The 17,851-nt window shown below is 39.1% G+C and carries 20 protein-coding genes; 1 reads left to right on the top strand and 19 read right to left on the bottom strand.

All coding sequences use genetic code 11. The annotated features are described in order from the left end of the window. Positions 1–13: 13 nt before the first annotated feature. Together dapB and AC1Q6O_RS05740 are read right to left on the bottom strand one after the other, a co-directional pair. Entirely contained in the window at positions 14–811 is a 798-nt protein-coding gene (gene dapB / locus AC1Q6O_RS05745; RefSeq protein ID WP_043990815.1) for a 4-hydroxy-tetrahydrodipicolinate reductase, read from the bottom strand. Further along, positions 811–1,146: a nucleotide pyrophosphohydrolase gene (locus AC1Q6O_RS05740; RefSeq protein ID WP_008181563.1), complete on the bottom strand. Its 336-nt coding sequence runs from the start codon at positions 1,144–1,146 to the stop codon at positions 811–813. The genes dapB and AC1Q6O_RS05740 overlap by 1 nt, the downstream gene beginning before the upstream one ends. Positions 1,147–1,261: 115 nt before the next feature. Between AC1Q6O_RS05740 and AC1Q6O_RS05735 the strand changes: the two genes are divergently transcribed. Beyond that, complete coding sequence (locus AC1Q6O_RS05735; protein WP_008181565.1) at positions 1,262–2,131, top strand: YitT family protein; 870 nt, start codon at positions 1,262–1,264, stop codon at positions 2,129–2,131. A 56-nt stretch (positions 2,132–2,187) separates the two neighbouring features. Here AC1Q6O_RS05735 and AC1Q6O_RS05730 read toward each other — a convergent pair whose 3' ends face one another. The 17 genes from AC1Q6O_RS05730 to AC1Q6O_RS05650 form a co-directional block, all read right to left on the bottom strand. Beyond that, positions 2,188–2,862 (bottom strand): zinc metallopeptidase, encoded by a 675-nt coding sequence (locus tag AC1Q6O_RS05730; RefSeq protein ID WP_008181566.1) that lies wholly within the window; start codon positions 2,860–2,862, stop codon positions 2,188–2,190. Between the two features lie 60 nt (positions 2,863–2,922). Beyond that, positions 2,923–3,519 carry a lipoprotein heptaprenylglyceryl N-acetyltransferase LhaT gene (gene lhaT, locus AC1Q6O_RS05725; protein ID WP_090001306.1) on the bottom strand — a complete coding sequence of 199 codons (597 nt, stop codon included), beginning with the start codon at positions 3,517–3,519 and terminating at the stop codon, positions 2,923–2,925. 242 nt (positions 3,520–3,761) lie between these two features. Continuing rightward, positions 3,762–4,529, bottom strand: a complete 768-nt coding sequence (locus AC1Q6O_RS05720) for a menaquinol-cytochrome c reductase cytochrome b/c subunit (protein ID WP_004232669.1) — start codon at positions 4,527–4,529, stop codon at positions 3,762–3,764. A gap of 41 nt (positions 4,530–4,570) precedes the next feature. Continuing rightward, positions 4,571–5,245, bottom strand: coding sequence for a menaquinol-cytochrome c reductase cytochrome b subunit (gene qcrB / locus AC1Q6O_RS05715; RefSeq protein ID WP_008181573.1), 675 nt, complete (start codon positions 5,243–5,245; stop codon positions 4,571–4,573). 19 nt (positions 5,246–5,264) lie between these two features. Further along, the gene (locus tag AC1Q6O_RS05710; protein ID WP_025114703.1) at positions 5,265–5,771 is read right to left on the bottom strand and encodes a QcrA and Rieske domain-containing protein; all 507 of its coding nucleotides are present in this window, start codon (positions 5,769–5,771) and stop codon (positions 5,265–5,267) included. 154 nt (positions 5,772–5,925) lie between these two features. Further along, entirely contained in the window at positions 5,926–6,375 is a 450-nt protein-coding gene (locus AC1Q6O_RS05705) for a DUF2487 family protein (RefSeq protein WP_008181955.1), read from the bottom strand. A gap of 146 nt (positions 6,376–6,521) precedes the next feature. Beyond that, positions 6,522–7,079, bottom strand: coding sequence for a ReoY family proteolytic degradation factor (locus AC1Q6O_RS05700; protein WP_008181956.1), 558 nt, complete (start codon positions 7,077–7,079; stop codon positions 6,522–6,524). A 14-nt stretch (positions 7,080–7,093) separates the two neighbouring features. Beyond that, positions 7,094–8,362, bottom strand: coding sequence for a tetratricopeptide repeat protein (locus AC1Q6O_RS05695; protein ID WP_107921770.1), 1,269 nt, complete (start codon positions 8,360–8,362; stop codon positions 7,094–7,096). Positions 8,363–8,458: 96 nt separating this feature from the next. Further along, on the bottom strand, positions 8,459–9,745 hold the full coding sequence (gene aroA, locus AC1Q6O_RS05690) for a 3-phosphoshikimate 1-carboxyvinyltransferase (RefSeq protein ID WP_008180386.1): 1,287 nt from the start codon (positions 9,743–9,745) through the stop codon (positions 8,459–8,461). A gap of 57 nt (positions 9,746–9,802) precedes the next feature. Continuing rightward, a complete protein-coding gene (locus tag AC1Q6O_RS05685) occupies positions 9,803–10,900 on the bottom strand; it encodes a prephenate dehydrogenase (protein WP_089986589.1) in 1,098 nt (365 codons plus the stop codon). Continuing rightward, the gene (gene hisC / locus AC1Q6O_RS05680; protein WP_089986590.1) at positions 10,897–11,997 is read right to left on the bottom strand and encodes a histidinol-phosphate transaminase; all 1,101 of its coding nucleotides are present in this window, start codon (positions 11,995–11,997) and stop codon (positions 10,897–10,899) included. Before hisC ends, AC1Q6O_RS05685 begins: the two co-directional genes overlap by 4 nt. 18 nt (positions 11,998–12,015) lie before the next feature. Continuing rightward, on the bottom strand, positions 12,016–12,384 hold the full coding sequence (gene aroH / locus AC1Q6O_RS05675; protein WP_008180391.1) for a chorismate mutase: 369 nt from the start codon (positions 12,382–12,384) through the stop codon (positions 12,016–12,018). Beyond that, positions 12,381–13,472 carry a 3-dehydroquinate synthase gene (aroB, locus tag AC1Q6O_RS05670; protein WP_090001296.1) on the bottom strand — a complete coding sequence of 364 codons (1,092 nt, stop codon included), beginning with the start codon at positions 13,470–13,472 and terminating at the stop codon, positions 12,381–12,383. The genes aroH and aroB overlap by 4 nt, the downstream gene beginning before the upstream one ends. Positions 13,473–13,475: 3 nt before the next feature. Next, entirely contained in the window at positions 13,476–14,657 is a 1,182-nt protein-coding gene (gene aroC, locus AC1Q6O_RS05665) for a chorismate synthase (protein ID WP_008180396.1), read from the bottom strand. A 302-nt stretch (positions 14,658–14,959) separates the two neighbouring features. Further along, positions 14,960–15,733 carry a CheR family methyltransferase gene (locus AC1Q6O_RS05660; protein ID WP_008180397.1) on the bottom strand — a complete coding sequence of 258 codons (774 nt, stop codon included), beginning with the start codon at positions 15,731–15,733 and terminating at the stop codon, positions 14,960–14,962. An 84-nt stretch (positions 15,734–15,817) separates the two neighbouring features. Next, positions 15,818–16,048 carry a hypothetical protein gene (locus AC1Q6O_RS05655; RefSeq protein WP_008180398.1) on the bottom strand — a complete coding sequence of 77 codons (231 nt, stop codon included), beginning with the start codon at positions 16,046–16,048 and terminating at the stop codon, positions 15,818–15,820. A gap of 125 nt (positions 16,049–16,173) precedes the next feature. Then, positions 16,174–17,799: a long-chain fatty acid--CoA ligase gene (locus AC1Q6O_RS05650; RefSeq protein WP_008180399.1), complete on the bottom strand. Its 1,626-nt coding sequence runs from the start codon at positions 17,797–17,799 to the stop codon at positions 16,174–16,176. Positions 17,800–17,851: the final 52 nt, after the last annotated feature.

The raw sequence follows: 17,851 nt of genomic DNA, 5'->3' as shown, positions 1-17,851 counted from the left end.
TCCATCCCAATCTTTAGATGATGTTTTCTAAACCATAAACAAGCTGATCCATTTTCATAACCTCTTCTACGCAAAAGGCAATGCCTGACATAAAAGAATTTCGATTCAATGAATCATGGCGAATCGTTAAAAGCTGCCCATCTCCACCAAATAATACTTGCTGGTGTGCCACTAAACCAGGTAAGCGAACAGAGTGAATGCGCATGCCTTCAAAATCTCCACCTCTTGCACCTTCAATGGTTTCTTTTTCTTCTGGATGCCCCTGAGTCTTTTGCGTACGTACCTCTTGAATTAGTTGAGCAGTTTTCACTGCTGTTCCAGATGGTGCATCCAGTTTTTGATCATGATGCATTTCAATAATTTCTACATCTGGTAAGTATTTGGCCGCTTCTTTCGCAAATTTCATCATCAGGATAGCGCCAATCGCAAAGTTTGGTGCAATAATGCAGCCCAACTCTTTTTCTTTAGCAATGGTTGATAATTCTTCTAGTTGTGCGTCAGTAAATCCTGTTGTACCAATTACAGGTCGTACATTTAAATTCAATGCTTCTTTAGTATGATTATATACAGCATGTGGGTTCGTTAAATCCACTAATACGTCTGGAGAAGTTGCTTCTACAAGATCATGCATTTCCGTAAATAAAGGTACTGTATAGCTCGCTGGGAACATGTCTAAATCAGCTAATGTTCTTCCTACTTCCTTATAATCTAGTACAGCTACTAATTCCATTTTGTCATGTTTCATGACCGTATGTACAGCCTCAGCCCCCATTTTTCCTCTTGCTCCTGCAATAGCTACACGAATCGACATCATTCTTCATCCTTTCTCGTCCAACGATCCTTATCCCTTGTTTCAAATTTATGTATGACTCTTAATAGAGCTTCATCTAATTTAATGCCCTGAGCATTGGCAAAGCATACTAAAACAAAGAAAAAGTCACCAAGCTCTTCTTCAATACTGTTTATTTCCTCTGTATTCTTTTTCTTTTTTTGTCCATATACATCCTGAACCTCGCGAGATAGCTCTCCTAATTCCTCTGTTAAACGAGCTAGCAGTTCGAAAGGTGGGAAATATCCTTCTTTAAATTGTCCTATATAATTATCAACACGCTGTTGTAATGCTTGCATAGTTAGTTGATCGGTCATTTAAATCACACTCCTATTTACCATCCTATATAATTTACACCGTTGTTGTCAAAACCAATAAAATGTCAGATAATAGATATCACTACTTCATTTGTTTGGAACTACAGGAGGTCAAATGTTAAAACAGATTAAAATACGTAATATTATCGCAATAATGCTCGGAGCAGCCATTTTTAGCTTCGGCTTTGTTCACTTCAACATTCAAAATCAGCTAGGTGAAGGTGGACTAAGTGGAATTACACTCATACTATACTTTACATTAGGATGGGACCCCGCCTTAATGAACCTATTATTAAATATTCCCATGTTTATAATTGGTTATCGATTACTCGGAAAGAAATCTTTTGTCTATACGCTTGTTGGCACTTTATCTGTTTCTCTTTTTCTAAAGATTTTCCAGAAATATCAGTTTACCATTCATTTAGAAGATGACATGTTACTCGTTGCTCTGTTCGCGGGTATATTCGTCGGTCTTGGCCTAGGAATTGTCTTCCGCTTTGGTGGCACTACCGGTGGCGTCGATATATTGGCACGACTTGGGCATAAATATTTTGGCTGGAGTATGGGTAAAACGATGTTTGTCTTCGACGCCATCGTCATCATCCTTTCATGGCTTACATTCTTAGATGCGCGTTCCATGATGTACACATTAGTCGCTGTATTTGTTGGCGCTCGTGTTATTGACTTTGTACAGGAAGGTGCCTATGCAGCGCGTGGTGCTCTCATTATATCCGAGAAGTCAGGTGTTATTGCGGAAACAATTGCCCTACGAATGGAGCGCGGGATCACTATATTAGAAGGTCATGGACACTTTACTAAACAGCCTAAGGAAGTTATTTATTGTGTGATCGGTCGCAACGAAGTTGTACGCCTAAAATCCATTGTTCATGAAGTGGATCCGCACGCTTTCGTTTCTATTATAGAAGTACGTGATGTGGCAGGAGAAGGCTTCACTCTTGATGATCAAAAACAACCGCTTCATTAAGTGTTTGAAGATAAAAAACTTGTTATAGTGGTGTACCACCATAACAAGTTTTTTTCTTAGTCATCGCTACGCATATTCGTAAAAATTAAAATTAAACGTAATAACTCTAGTACAGCTACCGCTGCCGCTGCTACATATGTTAATGCTGCAGCACTCAATACTTTTCGTGCTGGTCGTTCTTCTTCATTTGTAATAATGCCAAGCGAATTCATTTGAACTAATGCTCGCTTTGAAGCATCAAACTCCACTGGAAGTGTCACTAATTGGAAAACAACACCTGCTGCTAATAATATGATACCTAAAAGCAAGAAATTCGTACTACTTGCAAAAATACCAATCATTACAAAAATCCAAGACGCATTAGAAGAAATATTTGCCACTGGGACTAGCTTACTACGTAATGTAAGCATAGAATAAGCTTCTTTATGTTGGATGGCGTGACCTACCTCATGGGCAGCTACCGCAGCACCTGCAACACTCGCTTCATAAAAGTTACTTTCTGATAAAGCAACTGTTTTGGTTGCCGGATTGTAATGGTCAGACAACACACCTTGTGTTGGCACAACTCGTACATCATATAAGCCGTTCGCATCTAAAATCGCACGCGCTACCTCTGCACCTGTTTGGCCCTTCATTGTACGTTGTTTCGCAAATTTATTATACGTGCCTTTTACTTTCATTTGTGCATAAAGTGGCAGCAGCATAATAATAATAAAATAAACAATATACATGCTTGTTGACAATATTCTAACCCCTTTCTACCTCGATACTATAATTCTATAATTTATACCCTAATTCGGCAAATATTTACGCCACCTAATTGAGAAAATCGCAAGGAGAATACATGCAATTGATAACCAAAATGTAAAGTAGCCAATATAGCTTGTGTACTTGACTAAATCCCCATACATAGGCATTTGTCCAAACACATAGTCAATGACATCATTATGGAGCGTCCAGACAGCTGCTATCACTACATGCGAATAAGTGAATACATATTTCTTCATATATAATATAGCTTGAACGGCCATTGCAAAATGTGAGCCAACTAGCATCCAACCTTGCCAACCGATCGATCCTGTTTCAACTAATGTCCAAATATTCATGACATCAGCCCACAGACCGTATTTCACTAATGTTACAAGCGCTAATACTTCCATTAGCGGCCATCTTTTTCCCATAATCCAAGCCATTAACACAAAGCAAAAGAATAAGCTAGCTGTCGGGCTATCAGGAACAAAAATATAAAAAATAGGCTTAGTCATGGCTAGCTGCCATCCATACCAATAATAGCCATAAATTGTGCCTAATAGATTAATAATAAGTAGCGCAATTAAGAATGACTTATGGTTTAGAAGATACCAAAGATTTGCACGTGTTATTTGCATAAATTCAACTCCTTGCGCTTTACTAATAATTCTTTGTTATGTATAGGGAAAATTCTTATTTCCAGGTGAAATTATTTCCACAACTTCAATATGTGCTAATGGATTGAATTCATTCGCTTTTATCTATTTTTCGACATTTTTCGCTAAATTACTGAGGACAAGGGAACCTTTTCGGCTAGCTTTCAGTCCCAATATTATAACAAGGTCGAAAAAAAAGAGCCAGTTTCCTGACTCTTTTACTATTACTCAGCTTTTAAACTTTCGATAAATTCAGCAAGTTTCTGAAGATCTTCATCTGAACCTGTCCATAATCCTGGTGGCATGTTACCACGACCATTATGAGCAATGTCCTTAATTTCATCAGCTGTTAATCCAGTGTTCATTAGAGATGGTGCACCTGCTCCACCTTCTAAGCCTTCACCGTGACATGTAATACATGCTGAACCAGCGTATAGTTTATAACCTTCTGATTCTTTATCGAATTCAACTGTTTCTACGATTGCACCCATAGCTTTTTGAGCTTCCCAGTCGTGGTTAACAACTGACTCCCAAGTTAGGTAGAACATAGCAGCTAGAGTTAATAACATAAACGCTGTCGGTAATGGACGTTTAGATGGACGACGTTCTGGACCCTTGTCTAAAAATGGCATTAATAATAGCGCTCCAAATGCAAGACCTGGAATTACAATTGCTCCAATTACATTGTATGGACCAGAAGCAAATGAGTATTTTAAAAGTTGATACATGAATAAGAAGTACCAGTCCGGTAGCGGTGTATATGCTCTAGTTGGATCTGCCGGCCCTTCAAGTGGTGACGGGTGAGCGACAGTTAATAATAAGTATCCAATTAAAAATACAGCACCTACCATCCATTCCTTCAGTAAGAAGTTCGGCCAGAAAGCTTCCGTCTTACCTGGATATTCGGAATAATCCTTTGGAACGTTCGGCATTCTGTGATTCGCTTTAATACGAGAATCGCCGACAAATTTCATTCCTTTTCCGCGATGCATAGTGTCCCCTCCTTTTAAAGATCATCGAACCGTCAAGACAATCACAACGGCCCTGAAATTCCTTGACGACGAATCATGATAAAGTGTGCTGCAAGTAACCCAAACAATACTGCAGGCAAGAAGAATACATGAATCGCAAAGAATCGAGTTAACGTTTGAGCACCAAGAATTGTAGTGTCACCCGCTAATAATACTTTAATCATCGAACCGATAAACGGTACAGATGCTGCAATTTCGATACCTACTTTAGTAGCGAATAATGCTTTCATATCCCATGGTAATAGGTATCCTGTAAAGCCAAGACCCATCATTACACCAAAAATACCTACACCAACCATCCAGTTTAACTCACGAGGTTTCTTATAAGAACCTGTGAAGAATACACGAAGTGTATGTAAGAACATCATTACGATAACTAATGAAGCTCCCCAGTGGTGCATACCGCGCACGATTTCACCAAACGCTACTTCGTTTTGTAAATAATAAACTGATTTCCAGGCATTCACAACGTCTGGTACATAATACATTGTTAGGAACATACCAGATAGAATTTGAATTACTGTGATGAAGAATGTTAATCCACCGAAGCAGTAAACGAATGCTGAAAAATGATGTGCAGGGTTAACGTGCTCTGGCACTTCGTGGTCGGCAATATCACGCCAAATAGGTGTAATATCTAGGCGTTCATCGACCCAATCATAAATTTTATTTAGCACTGTTGTCGTACCCCCTTACTTATTTAACTAGAGTATTTGCTTTAGCTGGACCAATCATTAAATAGCCATCTTGTTCTTGTACTTCAAATTCATCCAACGGACCTAGAGGCGGTGTACCTGCAATGTTTTTCCCGTTTTTCTCATAACGTCCTGCGTGACATGGACAGAAGAATTGACCTGGGTGTGCAGAATCTCCATTCCAGTCAACCATACATCCTAAATGCTTACAAACAGGTGAAAGGGCAATGATTTGATCGCCACTTTTATAAACCCAAGCTACATCTGTAACCTGTGATTTGTACCATGCATCCACTTGTTCATATGAAAAGTCAACTTTTACAGGCTCTTCAGTCAAGTCAGCGATTTTATGCTCTGTTTTTACAAAATCTCCACCCTCATGCTTTTGTAGCACAGGATCAATTGCAAAGCGAAGCATTGGCATTAGCATACCTGCCGCCATAAATCCACCTACACCAGTAAGAGTATAACTTAGAAATTGACGACGTGAAACTCGATTATTACTCATTATTTTCCCCCCTCTAACTTAAAGGTCAGTCCAACGGACATACTTTTACAAATAGTAATACTAGGACATATATATGATATATCAAGTCCATAGCTTGGTCAATATAGCATTCTGTGGAAAGCTGGAGAATGTGAACATTTATTGAAACTAATTGTTAAATCTGTGCCCATTTGGTCGAAAGCATCGGAACCACTTGTCGTAATTGATCTTCGAGAATGGATTTTTTCACACCTGCATCCATACTTTCTAACGGAATTGCTGGTAACCAAATAATATTTACTATATCTCCAATATTTGTCCAAGAGTGGTCACAAGTAATGAAGAACACATGCTTAAAGCCAGCATTATGTAATTGTGTTTCAAATTGCTTCGGTAATTCTTCGTTTTTTAAAGAAGCCATATAAGAAAAAGGTGGCATGACTAGTAAACGGCCTTTAAACTGTTGTTCTATGAAAGAAGTTAAAGACATTAGAAAATCTACCTCAGCACCACTTTGTTTCATTTTCTCAGGAGCCAAATCGATGGATATGAGCGGAACTATCGCAGTATCGATGAAATCCTTCTGTCCCAAAAACGATGTCACATCGTTTGCATTAAAGTACATTCAACAAACCTCCTTTGTCGCATAATAAAAAATGCCCTTTTCCACTCTTCAAATAGGATACCCAATTAAAAGTGAAAACAATCATTCATTCACTAGTAATGTTACCATATTGAAGTGGGTAAAGGACATTCAATTTTTACCTATAACTAAGGTAAATTAGCCGTTTCCTTTAATGCTTGTAACAAATTAGACAATTCATAAAAACGTTCTTCATCTCCCTGATCGAGGGCTTCATCAATTTGTGCAAGTAATTTTTCTTCTTGGAATACGAGTAAGCTATTGGAAAGCAGTTCTTCTGCCAGTAAACGATCTTTTTCACTAACTAACAGTGTCTCTGGCATATAAGGGTTTTCTTCTAGAACTGCTAAGTATTGTGCACTTGGTGGTATATTTGGAAAATTCAACTGTATATACATATCTTCTTGCTCGTGTAAGCGTAAATCATGGAAAGACTTTTCGGCGTCTGCTGTCATTACATTGCCTTTATAGAAACGAAAAGGAACACCTGTTGAATCAACTGTTGACATCACCATTGCTCTCGGACAATAGTGAGCTTCTTCCACGAATCGGATTCGTTTTAATAAGTCATCATTGCTAAGTAAGTAATTTAAAATCCAAACACACTCACGACGTTTCAATTGATAATTTTTTAAAAACCATCGAACAAATGCTTTTTTATCAACAACTGATACAGAAGCAGTCATACCCACTCCCTCCTTTACTCAAATTCTAAGGCTTCTAACTTCTCTTGCCATTCTGGTTCACCTGGTTGAATGTTCATTAATTGTTCAAGAACCACTTTCGCCTCTGAACGTTTTCCTTCCTCTAATAAAAAGTACACATATTTTTCTAAAAATGTTGCGTCTTCCTTAAAATCATTATATGCCAAACGGTAAAATTCGTATGCACGGTCGTACAATTCTAAATTTTCATATGCCTCCGCCGCAAATGGGTATAACGTGCTCCATTCAAAATCATTTTGCTGTAGAGTCTCAAATAATTCGATAACATCTTCATTCCGTTCTTGTTGACCTAACACAGAAATAAGTGCTAATACGGCTTCCATATATTCAGGATCTAACGCTATTGCTTCTCGTAAATATTGCTCTGCATCTACTGGCAAACTATTTTTCAATGCCATTTTCCCAGCAAATAAATAGAGTGTTTTATCATATTCATCGCGCTTTAATCCCTCTTGGATTGCCGCATAGGCTTTTGGATTTTCCTCTGTCATCGCATAGCTTTCTGCCAGCAATAAGTAAGCTGAGAAGTAATCAGGATCTAACTCTTTCAATTCCTCTAATTGTTTAATAGCCATCTCGTATTTTTGGGATTGGAAGGCTGAATACGCAGCACCAAATAAAATATCCGGTTTTACCTCATCGTCAAGCGCCTTTAAATAGTAATCCAATGCCGTTTCGTAGGCAGCCCCGGCACGATAAACCTCCGCCAATCGCTCCACAAGATGAATACCAGCAAATTCAGCTTGTTGTTCATATAATTCTTCATACAATCTTGCAGCTTCTAAAAAACGACCTGTTTCAAATAACAGCTCAGCTTTGGCAAAATGCAGTAATGGCTCGTCTGGTAAAATTGCTAGTGCTTCATTTATACGTATCTCAGCTACTTCAAATAACCCCTGCATCTGATAATAATCAGCTAAAACTAATAATGCTTGAGGATATTCTGGTGATGCTTCTTCAATTTCAAGCAATAAATTTAATGCTTCATCTTCATCACCAAGCTCCATTAAAACATTTGCACGATCTATTTTTAACTGTGCCTCTTCTGGGAATAAAAATTGTAAATGCTCCAGAACGCGGTCAGCTTCTTTCATGTACCCATATTGCATAAAAATTTCTGCAAGTGCGTAAATTTCCTCGGGTAGCTCCTTCACTAAAAATGTTTCAAGTAGCTGATCTATTAATGCTAAGTCTCCCTGTTCAAGTGCTTGCATCATTTCAGTCATCGCATTGTTCACAGTCATTCACCTATTCTTTCTTTGATACCTTTATGCTACAAAACATTTACCACCGAAACAAGAAAAAACTCCCCAAAAACTTGGAGAGTCAATCTTCAATTGTTACCTTACTGCCTCAATATGTTCAAAGAATGATGGATACGATACAGCAATACACTGTGCATCATCTAAAGTGACTGAGCCTTCGGTAATTAAAGCAGCCACAGCACCCATCATGCCAATTCGATGATCGCCATATGTTTTGAGACTTGCACCTTTCAATGGTGTTGGCCCTTCAATAATCATACCATCATTTGTTGCTTCGATGTTAGCACCCAGCTTTTTTAATTCAGTTACAACCGCTGTAATACGATCTGTTTCCTTTACTTTTAACTCTTCGGCATCTTTAATAATCGTTTGACCGTGTGCCTGTGTAGCAAGTAAAGCAAGGATTGGTATTTCATCAATTAAACGAGGAATCAATTCTCCCTCGATTGTTGTACCGGATAAAGTAGATGTTTGAATTTGAATGGTCGCTGTCGGTTCAGCTTGACGATCATCATTTGGGATCACTGTCATCGTTGCGCCCATTTTTGAAAGAACCTCGATAATTCCATCACGCGTTGGATTAACGCCAACATTTTCAAGAGTTAATTGACTAGTATTGCAAATTGCCCCTGCCACTAAGAAAAAGGCTGCTGACGAGATGTCCCCTGGTACAGAAACATGGGTCCCACTTAATGTTTGTCCACCCTCTAATGAAACGACTCCATCCTTCACTTCGACATCGGCACCAAATTGACGCAGCATTCGTTCAGTATGATCTCTTGACACTTCTGTTTCTCTAACAATCGTTGTACCCTCAGCACGCAAGCCTGCAAGTAATATAGCAGATTTAACTTGAGCACTTGCTACTGGCATTTTGTAATCAATGGCCTGTAGTTTTGTACCTTGAATGGCTAATGGTGTATATTGACCGTCTGCACGTCCCGTAATATGGGCTCCCATTTGACGCAGTGGATCAATGACGCGTCGCATTGGTCGCTTGCCGATTGATGCATCCCCTGTCATGACTGAATGAACTGTAGAGCCTGCTAAAATTCCAAGCATTAAACGTGTAGTTGTACCAGAGTTACCTGTATATAACACGTCAGTAGGCTCCTGCCAGCTATTCATCCCTGGACTTTCTATCGTTACATTCGTTCCTTCCACCTCAATATGCACACCAAGCTTCTGGAAGCAATCAATGGTACTTAAACAATCTTCCCCAAGTAAAAAACCTTCTACTGTTGTTGTCCCAGTAGCAATGGAACCGAACATCACAGAACGGTGAGAGACCGATTTATCGCCTGGAACAGTTAGTGATCCCTGTAAAGATGGCTTATTGTATTGTAAAACTTTTTCACTCATTAATTTTTCCCTCCAATATGAAGACAGAAAGCGCCGTAAAGCCGACGCTTTCTTTTTCTATGAAATATACGTTTCAAAATTGGCACGTTTTTGAATACATGCTGCGGCACGTTCACGGTCATTTTCGCTTTGGAAACTAATGACCAAAATACCGAAAACATCCTCTCTTGACTCGACAATCCTTAAATTCGTAATACTTATTGCCTCATCAGCCAGCAAACCTGTTACCTCGGAAATGACACCTGGATAGTCTGGAACATCTACGTATAAGTCGAACGCTGTATACATAGCTCCTGCGCTAATTGGTAATTCATCTCTCAGTTCTTTGGCAATAGAAAAATAGTCTTCAATATCCCGAGAAGTACCATTCGTCAGCAATTCCTTAATACGGCCCATTTCTTTTTCCCAGCCTTCTAGCTGAGTCAGTAGCTCATCACGATTTTGTAAAGTGATATCTCGCCATAAAACCGGGTTGGAAGAAGCTATACGCGTGACATCACGGAAACCACCCGCGGCAAGGGAGCGAGTCATAGGGTATTCCCCATTCTCCTCTCCTAATTGATGCACAAGGGAAGCTGCAATGATATGTGGGAAATGACTTACCACAGCTGTCATATGGTCATGCTCATTTGCAGAAACACTAACCACTTTTGCATGCGTGAATTTTAAGAGGCTTTCCAGCTGTGCCATATGAACAATTTCTTCACCAGCAAGCGGTGTAAGCATATAGTATGCATTTTCAAAAAGATGCGCCTTTGCAGCTAATACGCCACTTTTATGTGAACCTGCCATTGGATGTCCACCAATAAACGTAATGCCAAGTTCACGTAATTCGCCAGCTTTTTGCATAATTAATTTTTTTGTACTTCCTGTATCTGTTACGATGACTTTATTTTTTAATGGCCATGATTTTAATTGCTCCATCCATTCAAGCGTTGCATTAACTGGTGTACCGAAAATAATGATATCGACATCACCTGCAATTGCCTGTGGATCCGTTACAGTGTCATGTACAATATTTAATGCTTGCGCATGCTCACGCGTTTGAGCATCCATGTCATAGCCAATAATCCTTGTGTCTGGTGCCTTCTGTAAAGCAAGGGCGATGGAACCACCGATTAATCCTAGCCCAATAACGAGCACATTGCGTGTCATGCAAATACTCCTTGCTCTTTTAATACATTGTCAAGTTGAACTAGCAATGCTGCATTTTGGGCTTCAGTACCGATTGTAACACGGATAAATCCTGGTAATCCTAAAGCATTACCACTGCGCACAATAAAGCCCTTTTTCATAAGCTCTTGGAAAATGACATCACTATCAGCCTTTGTATCAAAGAAAATAAAGTTCGTATCAGATGGGAAGTATTTTAGATTATGTTTTTCACAGAATTCAACATATTGCTTTTTACCATTTTCATTTGCTTCACGACATGCTTCTATATATTCCTGATCGCTTAGTGCAATAGCAGCTACAGCTTGGCTTAAACTCGTATTATTAAACGGACCTCTGACCGGATCAAGCTTTTCAATGACAGTTGGCTGTCCAATCGCATAGCCAACTCGGAACGATGCCAAACCATATGCTTTAGAGAATGTACGTAATAAAAGAACATTTGGATATTGATCGATGATTGGTAGAGTATCCTTATGTTCAGGATGTGTCACGTATTCAATGTACGCTTCATCTAATACGACAAGTACATCATTTGGTACCTTGGCAAGGAAGGCACGTAAAGCCGTATCTGGAATTACAACACCAGTAGGATTATTCGGACTACATACCCATACGACAGCTGTTCGATCATCAATTGCAGCCGCCATTGCATCTAGATCATGTGCACCCTCTACACAAGCAATTTTACGTATTTCAGCACCTTCAATTTCAGCATTATGCCAGTATTGGGAGAATGATAGATCAGCCATAATGGTATTTACCCCTGGATACAACAATGCACGAGTAATAATAGCAATGATATCGTCAGAGCCGTTACCAAACAGAAGCTGTGTCTCTTGAACGCCTAGATGATTTGCAACAGCTGTACGTAAATTTTGTGCATAGCCATCTGGATAAAGGGCATGATTCACTGCATTATTTTGTAAATATGCTGTCACCTTAGGTGAGCATCCAAATGGATTTTCATTTGATGCCAATTTAATCACTTCTTTTAAGCCATATTCACGTTGCACTTCTTCAATTGGTTTTCCTGGTTTATACGCTTGCATACCGTCCAATTGTTGTTTCCACTTCATCTAAAACATCTCCTCTACTTATTTAGCTTGTGCTAAATCTGGTCTTAATTTCACTGCATCATTGAGATACAAGTGCTTCACGTCTTTTTGTGCTACCTCTACATTTGCATGAATTAATACTCGAATACATAATGGTAGTGCATTCGGCACATCCATTTCATGTGTACACATTACTGGAACATATTGCCACCCTTCCATCAAGCGTACTGCACGAGCAGGAAATGCTGAGGTAATATCCGGCGTAGTAGAAATTAAAATGGATGCAATATCATCTATTTCTACATTATTTGCTGCCACAACCTCACGCACTAATCTTGCTGTCTCATCCCATACAAGCTCTGGCTTGTCAGATTCAATTGTAATTGCCCCTCTAAGTCCACGAATCATACAAGCACCTCCGCTAATAACTGTCTATATTCGGCATCTACTTCTTGGCATTCTTCTAAATCAATTGCCCGCACAAATGGTTTACCAATTTTTTCCAATAAAACAAATTGTAAAATGCCATATTCCGTTTTTTTATCTTTCATTAAATAGCTTGTTAATTGTTCAAATGTATAGTCATTAACAGCCTCAAAAGGATAGCCATTTTTAACTGCAAATTGTAAAAACGCTTTGCTAAACGAACGATCTAGCTCCCCATAACGTTCACTCAATAATAAGCAATACACAAGACCAATCATGACTGCCTCACCATGAGCTACTTTTCCGTAGCCTGCAGCTGCTTCAATCGCATGTCCATATGTATGGCCCAAGTTTAAAAACTTTCGAACAGATTGCTCTGTTTCATCCTCGGCTACAATTTTTGCTTTAACCTCAATCCCTTTTTTTAACTGACTCGCTAATTCCTGCCGATTAAAATGTATAACGGAATCTACTGCCATTAATTCCTCTAACCATGCTGGATCAGAAATCATCGCATGTTTGATTAACTCAGCTGTTCCTGAACGGATCTCGCGTACAGGTAAGGTTTCAGAGAAAACTGTATCGTAAATAACACCTTCTGGCTGATAAAATGCACCAATCATATTCTTTCCTAATGGATGGTTAATAGCGGTCTTCCCGCCTACTGCTGAATCATGCGCCAAAATAGTTGTTGGAATTTGAATAAATGGAACTCCACGCATATAGGTTGCTGCAACAAACCCCGTTAAATCTCCAACAGCCCCGCCACCAAAAGCAAAAATAAATGATTTCCGCGAGCATTTTTGCTCTAGTAAAAAAGTTTGAGCTGCATAATATTGCTCAAAGGTTTTGCATGCTTCGCCACCAGGCAAAATAAACACTTCAAAATCATATGGGAAATTTGCCTTGAAATAGTCTCCCTGTGCCTCCCATACATGAGCATCTGTAAAGACAAACAGTTTATCTGCTTTTTTTAGCTGATCCGCAAATGTTTGAATAGCTTTAGTAAGAAATCGATGGCCAAGTACAACCTCATAATGATGTGATTTTGTTGCAACTGGAACACGCATAAATTAGAACCCCTTCGTATATTGACGATGTTCATCAATTTGAGCTTTTAGTTGTGGTAATTGATCACTATGGAATTGCTCCAAAATAACATTCGCTATTTCCCAGGCAATAACATGCTCAGCTACTACTGATGCCGCTGGTACCGCACAGCTGTCAGAACGCTCAACGCTTGCTTTAAATGGCTCTTTTGTTTCGATATCCACACTTTGTAATGGTTTATATAATGTAGGGATTGGCTTCATTACACCGCGTACAACAATTGGCATACCAGTAGACATACCACCCTCTAAGCCACCAAGTCGATTAGTCGCACGTGTATAGCCTTCTTCTTCAGTCCAAATAATTTCATCATGAACTTCTGAGCCTTTACGACGTGCCATCTCGAAACCAAGCCCAAACTCAACACCTTTAAATGCATTGATAGATAGCATCGCTGCAGCCAACTTAGCATCGAGCTTACGATCATAGTGTACATATGACCCTACACCTGCTGGCATACCTTCCACAATGACTTCAACAACACCGCCGATAGAATCGCCAGCTTTTTTTGCTTCGTCAATCGCTTCTACCATCTTGGCAGAAGCGACAGGATCTACACAATAGCAAGGATCCGCTTCTACGATGGCACGAATTTCATCGACTGTTTTCCCTTCCACTAAAGATGTATCAGCCTTAATTCCAACAATCTCCGTAACATGTGCGACAATGGAAATACCTAATTCATTTAATAAAGCCTTCGCCACTGAGCCGACCGCTACACGTACAGTTGTTTCACGAGCTGAAGAACGCTCTAATACATTTCGTAAATCACGATGTCCGTATTTCATGCCACCAACTAAATCCGCATGGCCTGGACGAGGTCGTGAAATTTGACGTTTGATATCCTCAGGATTCACATCTTCTGCTAATGGCTCAGCACCCATAATTTTTGTCCAATGCTTCCAATCATCATTGGTTACAACTAATGCGACAGGTGATCCAAGTGTTTGTCCATGACGAACGCCTGCGACAATCTCTACTGTATCTGTTTCGATTTGCATGCGTCGTCCACGTCCATGACCTCCTTGACGTCGTTTTAAATCGTGATTAATTTTTTCTGCTGTAATGGGTAAGAGTGACGGTAAACCTTCAATAATAGTTGTTAGTTGGGGGCCGTGTGACTCACCCGCTGTTAAGTAACGCATAAACGCTTTCTCCCTTCAACTCGCTAAAGTATGTATTTTTCACTATAACATATATTCTTTAAAAAAACAGTCCTTTTGCAAATGTCTTTTAAGTTCATTCTATTTACATAACCTAAATGCGAATATTCTGAACGACTTGCATAAAACCTTACTACACTACTGAAGTGAAGTGCTAAAATTTATAAAAAATACGCCTTTGCTTAGGATAAGCGAAAAGCGTACGAATTATCTATGTTAATGCTTTAGTTACTATATGTACATGATGAAACCAGTCATTTGTACAAAGCTTTTCATTCATATTATTAACTGTTTTTTCGATAGAAGAATGTATCCTCTACTTCAAATTCGTAACGAGATGGATTAAAAATTTGCTCTGTCGATCCTACAAATAGTATGCCATCCTTGCGTAAGGCTTTACTAAAATCGTTATAAATTTGATCCTTGGCTTCTTCCGTGAAATAGATCATTACATTGCGGCAAACTATTAAATCATAATTGCTATCATAGGTATCATTAAGCAAATTTTGTTTTTTAAAGGTCACACAACGCTTAATCTCATCCTTCACGCGGTAGAAGGAGCCCTCTTGTTCAAAATATTTAGCTTTAATGTCATTTGGCACTTCTGCTAATGAGCGTTCTGGATAGACACCTAATTTCGCTTTTTGAATGACATTTTCATCTAAATCAGTAGCAATAATTTGAATTTGAGATAAAGGCACTAATTGAGATAAGACCATTACTAATGAATACGGCTCTTCTCCTGTTGAACAAGCAGCACTCCAAATTTTTAAACGCTTATTTGTTTGTAATAGCTTAGGTAATATTTTCTTTTGCAATACGTCCCAACGCTTTCCATTACGATAAAATTCAGAAACATTAATCGTCATACGATCTAAAAACTCATTCATTAAATCACGATCTTGTTCAAGTACCTTTAGAAAGTCAACAAAATTTCGATAACCTTTTTTTTCATAAAGTGAGGTTAATCGTCTTTTCATTTGCGCTTCTTTATATAACGCTAAATCTATTCCTGTTTTGCGCTTGATACCTTCTATAAACTGTTCATAATCAGACATATGGTCATCTTCCCCTCTAGCGTCGTAGTTCCATTATAGCGGAAAAGAGACAATCCTGAAATAGTCTTTCTCATGTATACCCATCTACTTGCTTGAGTTTTGTTTTTCCTCTAATAGTAGCACCTTCGACTGTTCTAATTCAAGGCGCATTTTTTCCGTTTCAATCGTATAGGTTTCTAATCGAAGTTTTTCTAATTCCACTTCTTTTTCGATAGCCTTTAATTTAATTTTTTGCTGTCTCGTACGGGAATCTGTAAAAATCCCAGCTAAAGAAATAATAACCCCACCAATAATCGCTACAATGGCAATTGACAATACGACCACTTCCTTTCGTTATTCAAATTATACGGCAAAATGAAAAAAATAGTTTCACTTTTCAGGAATTTATTTCAATTAAAAAAAGAAGGTAGCTTTTCACTACCTTCATTCTAGCTAATTGACTAAACTTGTACACGGTAATCTTTTAAATCTTCTCGTAATTTCGCCTTCAAAAATTTACCTACAGATGTTTTTGGTACTTCCTGAATGAAAACAATATCATCTGGAATCCATGTTTTATGGAATTGCGCTTGTAAATTTTCGATGAGCTCCTCTTTAGAAATGGAATCCTTATATTCTGGCTTTGGCACTACACATGCCAAAGGACGTTCCAGCCATTTTTCATGTGGGATAGCAATCACAGCAGCTTCAAAGACTTTTGGATGAGACATTAAGGCATTTTCTAACTCAACTGACGAAATCCATTCACCACCGCTCTTAATTAAATCTTTTGTACGATCGGTAATTTTTATATAGCCATCCGGCGTCATTACTGCAATATCCCCTGTATAAAGCCAACCATCCTTAAAGGCTTCATCTGTACGCTCATCTTGATAGTACTCATTTGCGATCCATGGACCTCGTATCGTTAGCTCTCCCATTGTTTCGCCATCCCATGGGACCTCGCCATTTTCATTCACAACACGAGTTTCAAGAAGGGGCATGGTCATCCCTTGGGTAATGCGAACATGCATTTTTTCATCAGCCGTGTAGTCCTGCATATGGGTTAAATACGTTGATAAGCTTACAAGTGGAGAGGTCTCCGTCATCCCATACCCAGTCATATAAGGAATCTTCAGCTCCTCCTCGAAGCCCCTTACAAGACCAATAGGTGAGGCAGATCCGCCACAAACAATTAATCGCATTGACGATAGGTCACGAGGGTGTAGACGTTGCTCCTGTAAAACACCGAGCCAAATAGTAGGTACACCTGCCGTCAAGGTTACTTTGTACACGTCAAAAAGCTCAAGTAAAAGCTGAGGCGTAAACATAGGCCCTGGTAATACCTGAGTGGCACCAAAGGCTACACTAGCAAAGGGGAAGCCCCACGCATTGGCATGAAACATGGGTACAACAGGTAGCACAACATCCGACTCACAAATGGCAATACTATCTGCAAGCCCAGCAGTTAAACTGTGAAGGACGATACTGCGATGTGTATAAACTACTCCCTTCGGCATACCAGTCGTTGCACTCGTATAACACATGCCAGCAGGTGTATTTTCATCTAAATCATCTGGAAATGTGAAATGCTCATTGGCATCTGCAATTAGTGCTTCATAGGACAAAGCATTTGGAATGGGTATAGATTCTAGTGCCACAGCATCTCCCATAATAATAATGTGTTTAACCGTTTTTAACTGTGAAACAAATGGTGCGATAAGGGGCACTAAATTGTCGTCAATTAATAATATTTCATCCTCCGCATGATTAATAACATAGACAATATGCTCTGGTGCAAGTCGAATATTAATCATATGCAGGACTGCTCCTGCACATGGTACAGCAAAATAGGCCTCCAAATGACGATGATGATTCCAAGCAAATGTCCCAACCTTCGTGCCCTGCTGCATACCTAATTTTGTAAGAGCATCCGCTAATTGACGAGTTCGTTTGACATACTCTTTATACGTAAATTCATGAATAGTTGTAGCGCTTGTTCGCGAATATATTTTCTTTGACTGAAAAAATCGTTCTGCCCGATTCAAAAAACTTGTTAATATTAAAGGCGTATCCATCATATGCATGTTACCGCTCCCCTTTGCTGACAAATTTTCGAAACAACCAAGGCTGACTGCT

It is taken from the genome of Lysinibacillus sp. GW823-FHT06C08 (assembly GCF_058795135.1).
This window is presented reverse-complemented; position numbering and strand designations above follow the sequence as displayed.